At 65.9% G+C, this 13,392-nt stretch carries 9 protein-coding genes; 5 read left to right on the forward strand and 4 right to left on the reverse strand.

Annotated features, from left to right (window positions below; translation table 11 throughout):
• The coding region (locus VGE27_RS15745; protein ID WP_331050625.1) for a serine/threonine-protein kinase at positions 1-1,786 on the forward strand (1,786 nt) is incomplete at its 5' end.
• Between the two features lie 48 nt (positions 1,787-1,834).
• Here VGE27_RS15745 and VGE27_RS15750 read toward each other — a convergent pair.
• Complete coding sequence (locus tag VGE27_RS15750) at positions 1,835-3,124, reverse strand: ABC transporter permease (RefSeq protein ID WP_331050626.1); 1,290 nt, start codon at positions 3,122-3,124, stop codon at positions 1,835-1,837.
• Positions 3,117-4,028, reverse strand: coding sequence for an ABC transporter ATP-binding protein (locus VGE27_RS15755; protein WP_331050627.1), 912 nt, complete (start codon positions 4,026-4,028; stop codon positions 3,117-3,119). The genes VGE27_RS15750 and VGE27_RS15755 overlap by 8 nt, the downstream gene beginning before the upstream one ends.
• Before the next feature lie 313 nt (positions 4,029-4,341).
• Here VGE27_RS15755 and VGE27_RS15760 point away from each other — a divergent pair, with 313 nt between their 5' ends.
• Entirely contained in the window at positions 4,342-6,432 is a 2,091-nt protein-coding gene (locus tag VGE27_RS15760; RefSeq protein ID WP_331050628.1) for a hybrid sensor histidine kinase/response regulator, read from the forward strand.
• A 187-nt stretch (positions 6,433-6,619) separates the two neighbouring features.
• Positions 6,620-7,012, forward strand: a complete 393-nt coding sequence (locus VGE27_RS15765) for a hypothetical protein (protein ID WP_331050629.1) — start codon at positions 6,620-6,622, stop codon at positions 7,010-7,012.
• Here VGE27_RS15765 and VGE27_RS15770 read toward each other — a convergent pair.
• A complete protein-coding gene (locus VGE27_RS15770; protein ID WP_331050630.1) occupies positions 6,990-9,842 on the reverse strand; it encodes a YfbK domain-containing protein in 2,853 nt (950 codons plus the stop codon). The genes VGE27_RS15765 and VGE27_RS15770 overlap by 23 nt on opposite strands.
• Positions 9,832-10,377 carry a sigma-70 family RNA polymerase sigma factor gene (locus tag VGE27_RS15775; protein ID WP_331050631.1) on the reverse strand — a complete coding sequence of 182 codons (546 nt, stop codon included), beginning with the start codon at positions 10,375-10,377 and terminating at the stop codon, positions 9,832-9,834. The genes VGE27_RS15770 and VGE27_RS15775 overlap by 11 nt, the downstream gene beginning before the upstream one ends.
• A 212-nt stretch (positions 10,378-10,589) precedes the next feature.
• Between VGE27_RS15775 and VGE27_RS15780 the strand changes: the two genes are divergently transcribed.
• On the forward strand, positions 10,590-13,118 hold the full coding sequence (locus VGE27_RS15780) for a penicillin acylase family protein (protein WP_331050632.1): 2,529 nt from the start codon (positions 10,590-10,592) through the stop codon (positions 13,116-13,118).
• Between the two features lie 9 nt (positions 13,119-13,127).
• On the forward strand, positions 13,128-13,392 hold a 265-nt coding region (locus VGE27_RS15785), incomplete at its 3' end, for a hypothetical protein (RefSeq protein ID WP_331050633.1).

A 13,392-nucleotide genomic window follows, 5' to 3' on the forward strand; every position in this document is an offset into this window, starting at 1 on the left:
GCAATGGCCCGAACCGGCGCCATCACTGGCCCGGGCGGTGGCTGCCGAATTCCGTCTGCTCAGCGAGATCGGGCGGGGCGGCATGGGCGTGGTGTACCTCGCCGAGGACACGCGTCTGCTGCGCCGCGTCGCGATCAAGACATTGCTGCCCCACATGGCCAGCGACGTGCAGGTGCGCGAACGCTTCGTGCGCGAATCACGCACCGCTGCCGGATTGTCGCACCCCGGGATCGTGCCCATCTTCGCGGCCGCCGACCAGCATGGCGTCGTGTACTTCATCATGGGCTATGTGCAGGGCGAGTCGTTGGCTGACCGCCTGCTGCGCACGGGCCCGTTGTCGGTACGCGAGGCGCTGCTGATTGTCCGGCAGGTGGCCGATGCGCTGGCATTTGCGCACGACGCTGGCGTGGTGCACCGCGACATCAAGGCCGAGAACGTGTTGATCGACCAATCGGGACGTGCCGTGATCACCGACTTCGGTATCGCGCGCATGGGCGATGCACAGCCGCTCACCGCCACCGGCACCGTACTGGGATCGGTGTACTACATGAGCCCCGAGCAGGTCACCGCCGAAGCGCTTGATGGGCGCAGTGACCTGTACGCACTGGGGGTGCTGCTGTATCACCTGCTCACTGCGCGCTATCCCTACGAACGGACGCAGGCTTCGGCCGTATTGGTTGCCCATGTCACGAGCCCGGTGCCCAGTTTGCGTGATGTGCTGCCCGACGCGCCGGTGTTGCTCGATACATTGGTGCAGCGCCTGCTCGCCAAGTCACCCGACCAGCGCACACCCTCGGCGCAGGCCCTACTCGAGCAGATCGATGACGTGCTGCAGGAGCGCGCGCCGTCGAACGTGGCGGTGGCGGCGCGTACACCCATGGCTGTCGCCGCTGCAGCAGCGTCGAATGCTATCGTGCCAGCTGCCGATGCGGTGGCATATCCGGCCGCATCGGCGCAGGCGACTGGACCGCTGAGCTCCGCTGAAGCCCATCAGGTGTGGGAACGCGCCGCCGCATTGCAGGCACACACCGGCGTGATCGTGCCGCCGCCGGCGTTTCTGGTGCGCACTCCTGCTGATGGCGAGCCGCTCACACGCGGTTACGACGCCGTGGTCGTGAAAGAAGCCGCGCTTGAAGCGGGCATCGACGCGAAGTACGTGGAGCGTGCGCTGTCCGAGCGAGCGGATGCACAATCGCAGGCGCTCGCCGCCCGCGAATCGGTGGAGCTTCGTGTGGGAGAGCGGCAGCGTACACCACCCAGCAAGTGGATGGGCGCCTACGACAAGCTGGAGTTCGAATCGGTGGTCGAAGGCGAAGTGCCACTCGACTTTTTCGAGGATATGGCCGACGAGGCACGGCGTGCCCTTGGGGAGCTGGCCAACATCAACGTGGTGGGCCGCACGCTGACGGTCACCACCGGCGGAGGCCAGCGCCAGTCCGGCATGCCGCGCGTGGTGCAGGTGCAGGTGTCCGTGCGTAACGGCCGCACCATGATTCGCGCCTTCGAAGACCTCACGTCGATGTCCGGTGGCCTGTTTGGTGGCGTGGGGTTTGGCGCCGGCATGGGACTGGCACCACTCACGTTCGGACTCACCCTCAAGTTCGCCCACGACCCCGTCCTGGCCGCTGCCGGAGCCGCAGCGGCATTCCTGTCGGCGCAGGGTCTGGCCCGCTTGCTGTTCGGCAAGACGTCGCGCACGCGCGAAAAGGCGCTGCGGGACCTTGTAGAACGCCTCGCGCGACTCGCCCGCACCGAGCTGTCAGGGCAGAAAAAACTGCGCCCCTGATACACGAAGCATCAGGGGCGCAGGAACCACTGCCGATGGACCGGACGCTTACCGGCGATTCACCCAGGTCATCATCTCGCGGAACGTCGGCCGCTTACCGTACATGAGCAGCCCCACACGGTAGATCCGCCCGGCGATCCATGTGGTGAACACGGCGCCCAAGGCCACTGATGCCAGCGACAACAGCACCTGCGACGTGGGCACGGGAGCCACCGTCATGCGCAGTGGCATGATGATCGGCGCACTGAATGGCAGCGTGGACATCACACGCGACAGCGTACCATCGGGCTGCATCAGGATGTTCTGCACGAACATCACGCTGGCCACGAGCAGCAGCACCACCGGCATCTGCGCCTGCTGCGCTTCCTGCTCGCTGTTGATCGTCGCGCCCACCGCCGCAAACAATCCGGCGTAGAACATGAAGCCCAGCACGAAGAAGCCGAGCAGTGTGGCGGCCGTGGAGAAGCCCACGTCGGGGATGTTGAGCGGGGTGCTCGCCACGCCGAATGAGGCCAGGATAGGGGCCCGCACGTAGTACATCACCACGCCGATCACCATCCACAACACGATCTGCGTGAAACCCACCGCACCAACACCCACCACTTTGCCAGCCAGCAGTCGTGTGGCGGGAATGCTCGCCACCACCACCTCGGCCACCCGCGTCTGCTTCTCTTCCAGCACACCGCGCAGCACGTTGAGGCCGTAAATGAAGATGGTCATGTACAACGTCATCGCGACCGCGAGGCCGACGATGAAGTTGACTTGCCCCGACCCGCCGCGTCCCTGCTTGGTGAGGCGCTCGGTGCTGATGTTGGTCGAGATACCGGTGATCGCGCGGCCGACATCGGGATCGACACCCGCACCCTCGAGCCGCAACGCGACCAGCTCACGCTGCACCGCTCGTTCCAGGCGCTGCATGTCGAAGATCGCCGTGGTGTTGCTGCCGGCGTAGCGCGCCTTGCCGGTGGTGATCAGGGTGCTGTCCACGATCAGATAGCCCTTGGCGCGTTCCTGCATCACATCGGCAGTCGCCAACGACTCGGCGGGAGCTATGGCGCCCGGAGCGACGGGCACCACACGAGGCGCGTTGTCGCCTGCCGTCACGCCACCCGCAAGCTGAGACGACAAGCGAGCGCCGAGCGAGGTGCTCGTGGCGTCGATGATGACGATGTTGGACGCGTCGGCCGCCCCCTTGTTGCGCGAGGCGAGCAGCGCGGGCAGGACCATCAATGATCCGAACAGCACCGGACCAAAGACTGTGGCAATCAGGAACCAGCGTGTGCGCACGCGCTCGAGATACTCGCGCCGCACCACCGCGAGAAACTTGCGATCAACCATGGCCAGTCATCCCCGCTTCGACGTGGGTTGCGCCGACCTTCTCCAGGAAGATGCGATGCAACGAAGGGCGCACTCGCTCGAAGCGCTCGATGTTGGCACCGGCGTGCACCAGAGCCGCCAGCAGTGCACCGGGGGCAACCTGCTCAGGCAGTTCGAGTTCCATGTAGCGGTTGGAGTCGTCGCGGCGCGTGACCCAGGCTGGGTTCGTCAGGATGGACTCCACGGCAGGCACGGGATCGCCTTCGAGAGCGAGCGCCACGAATCGCCCGCCATGAGCATTGCGCACATCGCTGATGGTACCGTCCAGCACCTTCTCGCCGCCGGCGATGATGCACACCGCATCGCACAACCGTTCGGCGTTGTCCATCAGGTGTGTGCTGAAGATCACCGTGCGACCCTGTTTGCGCAGATCGACCACGGTGTCCTTGAGCGCCTGTGCGTTGATGGGGTCGAGGCCGCTGAACGGCTCGTCGAGGATGACCAGTTCGGGATCGTGCAGCAGGGCGCCGATGAACTGTACCTTCTGCTGCATGCCCCGGGAGAGCTCATCCACCTTGCTCGTGCCCCAGTCGGCACCGCCGCCCTTGAGCGCGAGGCGCTCGAGCCAGGCGTCGATGCGCATATCGAGGTCGCGTCCACCGAGTCCCTTGAGCTCGCCGAGGAACCGTAGCACACGACGCACCTGCATCTTGCGATACAGCCCGCGTTCTTCGGGCAAGTAGCCGATGCGATCCACGATGGACGGGTCATGACCGGGGACGCCGAGCACGGAAATGCTGCCCGTGTCGGGGGCGATGATGTTGAGGATCATCCGGATGGTGGTCGTCTTGCCGGCACCATTGGGACCGAGCAGTCCGTAGACCGTGCCACGCGGAACGTTCAGCGAAAGCGTGCGCACCGCCACGTGGTGCTCATAGCGTTTCGAGACGCCGGATATCGAGATGGCCAATGAAGACATGCGATGGGCTTTTCTTTGGACGGAAGAATGCAGGGGCGTACCGATCGACCGGTTGGCGCCCGATGTGTCCTGTTGGAAATGTAGGCGCCGAACGGGCAATTGCTGATCGCCGAAGCGGAGTGGCCCGTCACACCGCGGGCTTCACCTCTTCCGTCGGGGGGCACGGGTCATATACTTGGTCGCGCGACTTCTCATCCGTGTGCCACTGTGTGAACGCCTCTGACCGGCTCACTGCATGCGTCCAGGTAGGTTGATCCCCGTGCCGTTGGAAACGGGGAAGCTGGTGCGGCTCGCGTTGGTCTTCTTCGTTTCACACGCTGCGTCCCTGGCGCTGATTCGCTACGGGGGACCGCTGGCGCCCGCCTGGCCTCCGGCCGGCGTTGCTGTCGCCGCCTTGCTGGTGCTGCCGCGTTCGCACCGTCCGCTCGTGTTCATCGGGTATGTGTTGCTCGATACGCTGTCGAACCTGATTCAGGGGTATGCGACGCAGGTCGGGCTGATGTTTCTCGTGGCCAGCATGGGCGAGCTGTACCTCATCGATCGGCTGCTGCAGCGCTTCACGGAGCAGCCCATCCGATTTGCGCGACTGCGAGAGGTGGCGGTCTTTCTACTCATCACCAGCGTGGCCGCCGCCATCGCCTGTGTGCCGGCGGGCTTCGTGGCGCAGTGGGCGGATGGCAGTACGGTGCTCAAGGGCGGCGTGATCTGGTGGGTCGGCGACATGCTGGCGTACGCGATCGTCACGCCGCTCACGGTGTTGTGCTTCGACCCACCACGTTCGCCAACGCGACCGTGGTCCCCGATTCGCGTACTGGAAGCCTCGGTGCTGGCCGGCGTGACGGTGGCGGCGGCCGTGTTCGTGTTGCGGGGCACGCCCATCGTGGGGCCGCTGAATGCACAGCCGTACATGCTCTCCCTGCCGCTGCTGCTGGTGACGCTGCGTTTCGGGCAGGTGGGAACGCTCTGGACGCTGCTCAGTGTGGGTGTCACCGGCGTGTTGCTCATGCTCGACCGTCAGCCATCTGCCCTGGCGGTGGCCACCGGAGGTGATTCGCTCACCATCCTGCAGGCGTTTCTCGGCATCCAGGCACTGGTGGCGCTGGTGCTCTCCACGGCGCTGCGCGAGCAGCACGAGACGGCCGTGGAACACGCGCAGATGGTGGAAGCTCTCACCGCCAGCGAACATCGCCTGCGGCAAAGCCAGAAGATGGAAGCCATCGGCCAGTTGGCCGGCGGCATCGCGCACGATTTCAACAACGTGCTTGCGGCCATCATGATGCAGCTCGAGGAGCTGCGCCTGGTGCGCGACCTGCCACGCATCGGGCGGGAACTGCTCATCGACGTCGAGACGGCGGTGCAGCGTGCGGCGCGGCTCACGCGCCAGCTGCTCGTGTTCAGCCGTCAGCAGGCCATGCAACCGCGCGTGCTCGACCTCAATGCGCTGGTGCGCAGCCACGTGCGCCTGTTGCGACGCGTCGTCCCGAGCTCCTATTCGCTGGTTGTGTCGTCGGCGCCGGCTCCGCTGGTGGTCGAGGTGGACGGCGGTATGATCGAGCAGGTGCTGATGAACCTGGTGCTGAATGCCCGCGACGCGCAGCAGGGCGGCGGGGCGATCGTGATCACCACGGTGCAGCGCACCTTGCCGCCATCATCGCCCAGTGGACTGCCGGCGGGTGGCTACGCGGTGATCAGTGTGCGCGACACAGGCAGTGGCATCGCCGAAGACAATCTGCCGCGCCTGTTCGAGCCGTTCTTCACCACCAAGCCCACGGGGCAGGGCACCGGGCTGGGGCTGGCCACGGTGTATGGCATCGTGCAGCAGCATGGTGGCACGGTGCGCGTGGAGACGGCGTTGGGAGTGGGGACCACGATGGAAGTGTGGATCCCGGTGAGCGAGGCGATCGTGCCTGAAGGGGCATCGACGGCGTCGGAGGAGGTCGCCACCGATTCGGGTGAACATCAGGCACCGGGTACACTGCTCGTCGTGGAAGACGAACCCACCGTACGCCGCCTGATTCAGCGGGTGCTGGAACGGGACGGGTACAAGGTGTATGTCGCACCCAGCGGACGGGATGCACTGGCGCTCTGGCCGTCCGTGGAGAGGTCGGTGGATCTCGTGATCACTGATCTCGTGATGCCTGGCGGTATCAGCGGCACTCAGTTGGCCAGCGAGCTGCACCGCATCAATCCGCAGCTGCCGGTGGTATTTACGAGCGGCTACGATCCGGAGTTCGATCCCTCCGACGTGACCATGATCCCGGGCGAGAACTTCGTCCCCAAGCCCGCCACGAGTGAAGAACTGCTCTCGGTGGTGCGGCGTCAGCTCTCGCGGCGGCGGCCGGAGGCGTAGGAGGTTGGGGGGCGGGGCGGCCGACGGTGATGTGCTGCTCCGAAATTAGCGGCCAGGGTGCTGGCACTTCGGGGCCGAAACGTGCATATCACAGTACATGTGTCCGGCGCACGCGCCTGACGTCCATCCCGGTGACCGACGTCGGTACCGGCCGACGCCTGAAACGGCACCCCCTACCGTCCCCACCATGCTCCGCCGACTGACGACTTCCGCAGCGATCATTTGCGCTGCCACCACGATCGCCATCAGTGCGGCCGTGGCAGCTCCCCGCCTGTTTGCCGACCTGTCCGGTAAGTGGAACGTGAACATCACCACCCCCGATCAGGCTCGCACCTCGCTCATGACCATCGTCCACAAGGGCGATTCCCTCAGCGGTCAGACCGAGTCCGAACTCGGCGTCGCCCCCCTCAAGGGTGTTGTGAAGGGCGACTCCGTGTTCTTCGGCTTTGCCGTCGATATGGGCGGTCAGCAGATCGTCATCAACGGCACGGGTGTCATGAAGGGCGAACACAACATGGAAGGCCTGCTCGATGTGTCCGGCCTCGGCGCGTTCCCGTTCAACGCTGCCCGCCAGCGCTGATTCGGCGGTACCGCTCCACCAACCGGATGAACTCGGCGCGATAGCCGCCGTCATCCTCTCCCAGCGCCGCGCGGGCCTGCTCCAGGACCTGCGCGGCGCTGGTGTTTCCAGCGTAGGGTGACTCGCGCAGCAGCATGCCGAACGCCGCCACGCTGCTCGCAAATCGCATGTCGTCGCTGCCCCGCACCACGCGCGCCGGCACCGGATGGGTCATCAGGCGGCTGGTCGATTCGCCGGGCCGCTTGTAGCGCAGCTTCACGAACAGCAGTTCGTCGCTGCTGGACGTGCTGCTGCGCGCTTCACCGGTGACCGGCTCATAGCGACGCGCTTCGGTATCCTGCAGCGTGACCGTGCCCTGCACACCCACCGGCACGATTTCGTACAAGGCCGTCACCTGGTGTCCCGCGCCCAGGTCGCCTGCATCCTTGCGATCGTCGGTGAAGTCTTCGTTGCGCAGCAGGCGGTCTTCGTAGCCGATGAGCCGATAGGCCTGCACCCGGCGCGGATTGAATTCCACCTGCAGCTTCACGTCGTTGGCCACCGTGAGCAGCGTCGCCCCCATCTCGCGCACCAGCATCTTGCGCGCTTCTGCCAGCTCGTCGATGTAGGCGTAGTTGCCGTTGCCGCGCTTGGCGAGCTTCTCCATCTTCGCGTCCTGATAGTTGCCCGTGCCGAAGCCCAGGATGGTCAGGTACGTGCCTTCGGTGCGCTTGCGTTCGATGAGGCGTTCGAGTTCGCCGTCGCTGCTCACGCCCACGTTGAAGTCGCCATCGCTGGCAAGAATCACGCGGTTGTTGCCGTGGTCCATGAAGTGCTCGCGGGCCGTGCGATAGGCGAGCTCGATGCCTGCACCACCGGCCGTGGAACCACCCGCCTCGAGCCGTTCGATGGCCTGGATGATGGACTCCTTTTCATCACCGCTCGTGCTTGGCAACACGAGGCCTGCGGCGCCAGCGTACGTGACGATGGCCACGCGGTCCTGCGGGCGCATCTGATCCACCAGCAGGCGCAGCGACTGCTTCACCAGCGGCAGTTTGTCAGGCGACTGCATCGAGCCCGACACATCGATGAGGAACACGAGGTTGTTGGGCGGCAGCGATCCCATCTCGATGCGCTTGGACTGCAGCGCGATGCGCACGAGCTGATGCCGCGGCTGCCACGGTGCGGTGGTGACTTCGGTGGTGATGGCCACCGGATCATTGCCGCGCGGCTCGCGGAGTTCGTACGGGAAGTAGTTGATCAGCTCCTCGATGCGCACGGCGTCGGCCGGTGGACGCTGCCCGCTCTGCAGGAAGCGGCGCACGTTGCCGTAGGACGCGCGGTCCACGTCGATGGAGAAGGTGGAGAGCGGGTTGTTGGTGACGCCGAGGAATGGGTTGTCCTCGATGCGATCGTATTGCTCGCGATTGCCGGGCTGGCCGGGATAGGGGCGCGGGGGGCGCGAGACGGCGTCGGCGGCGACCGCGATCGAAGCTGCGGCCATCGCCCTGCGTGCTGGCTCGGCCTGCGCGGTGGTGACCATTGGTGGGGTGGGGGTGGACGCGTTCTGCGCAACGGCCGCGCCCTGACCCGCCTTGGCTGATTCGCGGGTGCGGGTGTTGGCCGCCCGACGCTCGGGGGCGCCGGTAGTGACCACCTCGCTGAGCGCGAAGCCCGCCTGCTTGAGCGCGAAAGCCACTCGCAGCGTGTCCGATTGCACCAAGCGGGAGAGCGCCGAGACTTCGTAGCCGATGCGCCTGACGCGGACCGTGACGATGCTGTTCGCGGTGATGGAGTCCGCCGTCACCGAGAAGTATCCAGTTGCATCGGTCTTCGTCGACGCCGCGGAACGCAGCGCTGCTCCGTTGCCGCGGAAGATCTCGACAACTGCATCTGCGACGGGTTGCCGGGCAGCGGCGTCCGTGACCGTACCAGTCACCGTCACACGTCGCGTCGCACTGCTCGCCGATGCGACTTCAGGTTCCGCAGCGACCGTTCGTGCCAACGCCGGAGCACGAAGCTCCGCTGCTTGAACAGATGCCGGCGCAGGTGCCGGCGAAACAGACGGCGGTACGGCCGTCGTGCTCGCGGCCACGCCGCTACCCGGCGATCCAGGCTGTGACATGCCCTGCGCAACATTCTGCGACGCGCCCAGCGCACGACGCGCCGCCGACGGCGCGGCCATCGGAGTCGCCATGGGCACAGGCGCGACTACACCCGGATTCGCAGGCGTCGACGACACCGGCGCGTTCGGATCGATGCTGCTCACCTTCGCATTGGCCTTCGGCGCATCCACCGTCGCGGCGTCGGACGCTGGTGCATTGATTGCCACAGCAGCGCCAGCCGCACCGGCCGCCTGCGTGGCTGCATCAAATGCCGGCTCGCGCACTTCGCGCGCAGTGTCTGCCACGGGACGCTCGGCGAGTTCCTTGCCGCCGCGCATCCACATGGTGCCACCCACACCGACCACCAGCACCGCCGCCGCCGCAGCGGAATACCACCACGGCTGAATACGACGGGTCTTGGCCGTGGTCCGCTTGGGCTGTGACATCGGCACCGACGCCGCAATGCGCGCCGCAGTGCGGCTGGCATCCTCAGCGGGCACCACACCGGCCGGCGTCACATCCAGCGCCGCCAGAATGCGCGAGCTCCCCGCCAGTAAGCCACGCGCTTCGGCCACCAACGCCATGCACGCCGCGCAGCCGTTCACATGCGCCGACACCGCGGCGGCCGCGTCCGCATCGAACACACCATCCAGCCAGGTGTGCACCGTGCCTTCCTCGAGATGCCCGTCCGCCGTGTACTCCGGCAGCAACCGTTCGTCGGGCATGATGAATTCTTCACGCGACATCGGATCCCTCCCGCGCAGCGAGTTCACGCTGCTGCGATTCGTAGACGTCCACCAGGCGACGGCGGGCGCGCGAGAGCGTGGTCCCCACGCTGCCCACGCTCAGCCCGAGTGCGGCGGCGATTTCGTGATAGTCGAGTCCTTCCTCCCGCATCAGCAGCGCCATCCGGTCTCGCTCCGCGAGTGCGTCCACCGCGGCCCGGGCCAGTGCCTGCTCACGCAGGGCGGCTGCTTCTGCATCGACCTGCTGTTCGAGACGGAACACATCGGGTTCGGTCTCGGCGTCCTGCTGCATTTCATCGCGCAACAACGTCAACCGACGCCGCTCGCGCACCGTGCGACGGGCTTCGTCGCGTACGAGGTTGGTGGCCACCGCGAAGAGCCATGCCCGCTCGTTCGCCACGGGCCCGTGGCGGGAAGCGCGCAAGAAGGTCTCCTGGGCCAGCTCCTCGGCGAGATCACGATCCCCCAGCCGGCGCGTCAGATACCGCACCACTGGAGGGTGATACTCCCGGAACAACCGTTCGAGATCGTCCATTGCCAAGATGGGATGAGGCGTTCCACGACCCGGCGAGGACCTGGCACCGGTACTTCACCAATGCTGCCTCGGGTCGCTGAACGGAGACGCCACCGTGCTCAGAACTTGCACACCGGGGACTTCCGGGGGATCCTTGAGTCTGCTTCGGGACGTTTGTGACGCTGCCGTCACGTCCTTCCCGTGAAAACCTCCTGCCACGGATCCCTGATCGTATGGCCCGGATAGCTCTCGCAGTTGTTTCGCTCGCCGTCGGACTTGGCGCCACCTGGGTCGGAGTTCGTGGCGCGGGGCCCCTTCCGCCCCTTGGCGCCGTTCTCTCCCCGTCGATCGGTCTGTGGGCCAATGCCATGGACGACCTGCCCGCCGAGGCAACGGGGCGCATCCCGGTGTTGGGAGGTCAGGTGGATGTGCGTTACGACCAGCGCAGCGTGCCGCACATCTTCGCCACCAACGAGCTCGATGCCATTCGCGCACTGGGCTACGTGGTGGCGCGGGACCGACTGTTCCAGCTGGAGCTGCAGTCGCGCGCCGGCGAGGGCACACTCACCGAACTGGTGGGCAATATCGCATTGCCGGCAGATCAGGAGACGCGACACCTGGGCATGCCACGGGCCGCAGAACGCAAACTGGCGTCACTCGACAGTACGGGTGAGATGATGCAGTTCCTGCGCGCCTATGCCGACGGCATCAATGCCTACCGCACCTCGTTGTCGGCAGCAAGCTACCCGGTGGAGTACAAGCTACTCAACAAGATGCCACGTGAATGGCTGCCGGTGCATTCGCTGCACCTGTTCAATCGCATGGGCTACACGTTGGCGCACGCGCCGGTGGAACTCGACCTGTTGCGCGCGAAAGCATTGATCGGTGACTCCGCTGCACGCGCCATCTTCGATACCGACTCGCCGGTGCAGGAACCCATTCAGCCGGCTCCGCGCAACGCGCCGCGTGATGCGCTCACGCCGTTGCCCGCACCCGGTGCACCTGACGCTGCGGCCGCCAAGCTCGTCACCGCATTGGGCAGTGGCACGCGCTCACTGTTCGGGTGGTCGCGCGACCTGGATGCGTCACCGGAGGAACGTGCGCTGCTCGCGCAGGAACGGGCCTTTGCGAGCAACAACTGGGCGGTGTCACCGTCGCGCAGTGCCAGCGGCAAGGCACTGCTGGCCGGCGATCCGCACCTCGAGCTCACGCTGCCGAGTATTTGGTATGAGGTGCACATGGTGGTGCCGGGGGTGTTCGATGTGGGCGGGGTGACGATTCCCGGGTTGCCGGGCGTGGTGATTGGCTACACGCGGGCGTTTGCGTGGAGCTTCACCAACACCGGCGCCGATGTCATGGACTTCTGGCGTGAAACGGTGGACGACGTCAAGCGCCCCACGCACTACCAGCTCGATGGCGAGAACGTGGTGTTCGCCGACACGCGTGTGGAGACGTACCGCGGTCCCAAGGGCGATGTGATCGCGGTGGACACTGTCCACTACACACATCGCGGGCCCATGCAGCGCGTGGGCAACGAATGGCTGTCGATGCGCTGGACGGTACTGGAGGCGGGCGATGAGTTGATGGGCTTTCGTGCTGCACTCCATGCGCAGACGGCCACGGCGTTTCTCGATACCATGGCGGCGCACTACCAGGCGCCGGCGCAGAACATGATCGTGGGCGATACCAGCGGCACCATCGCCATTCGCTCCACGGGTCGATATCCCATTCGTGCTGACAGTGGGCGCGGCACCGAGATCCGCGAAGGCAACACTCGCAAGACTGACTGGATCGGCTTTCGCAGCGTGGATCGCTATCCGCAGAGCGTGAATCCCACGCAGGGCTATCTGGCGTCGGCCAATCAGGAGCCGATCGATCCCCTGTATGATCCGCTGTACCTCGGTGTGGATGGACACTACGAGATCTGGCGCGCGTTGCAGATCAATCGGCTGCTGCGGGCCGACAGCAGCATGACCGCCGACAAGATGCGACAGTTCCATACCAATCCGGGCAGTGTGCGTGCCGACCTGCTGGTGCCGGCTTTCCTGCATGCTGCTGCAGTACGTCGTGAACGTGGTGAGGGCACGCCCTCACTCGAGGCGGCGGAAACCTTGCTCGGAAAGTGGGATCACCGCTACACGCGAGAGAACACCGGGTCGCGCTTGTTCGAGATGGCGCTGTCGTTCACGACCATGCAGCTGTACGACGAACTGTTGCCGGCAGGTTCGTCGCAACGTGTGGCCACGCCGTCGGAGAGTCGGTTGCTGCAACTGATCGCTGATTCCAGCAATGGCTGGTGGGATGACAAGCGGACGGCCAACGTGCGGGAAGATCGGGACCGTGTGCTGTCCACAGCACTGGCCAGCGCGTACGACTCGCTGGTGACACAATACGGCGATCCGGCCAACACGCCGTGGGTGTGGGGCACCGTGTCGCCAGCACGACCCACGCACCTGCTCAAGCTCGAAGGGTTTGCCGCACCGCCCACACCTATCGACGGTGGACGAGGCACGCTCAATCCCTCGGTCGCATCACGCCGCGCAAACTTCGGCGCGAGCTGGCGTATGGTGGTGGAGTTCGGCAAGGAACCCGTCATTCAGGCGACGTATCCTGGCGGGCAGAGCGGCAACCCGGCCAGCGCGCGGTATCTCGATCGTTTGCCGCTCTGGGGCGGTGGGACCCTCGACAGCGTGCGCACGCCGCGCACCCTCACCGACCTGCCCGCGCGTGATGTGCGGGCGGCGCTCACACTCACCCGCTGAGGACGAACGATGCCAAGTGGAGCAGTCTTTATCGTCGCGTTGCTGGTGCAGGTGGCGGCGCAGGCGTTTGGTGGTGTGTGGGGCGCCGCGCTTGGTGGTGTGTTGATCGGTCTCGCGGTGCGCGGCAAAGGCGCATTCCGGGTGGGCTTCTTCGCGGCCATCGTGGCGGCCGCACTGCTGCTTGGCGCCACGGCCATGCGTGGTGCACTGGTGTGGCAGTGGGCCGGCATGATCGCCACGAATTTCACCTTGCCCGCGTGGGCGATTGTGGCGA

The organism is Gemmatimonas sp., from assembly GCF_036405635.1.
In the GTDB taxonomy this organism is placed as follows: domain Bacteria; phylum Gemmatimonadota; class Gemmatimonadetes; order Gemmatimonadales; family Gemmatimonadaceae; genus Gemmatimonas.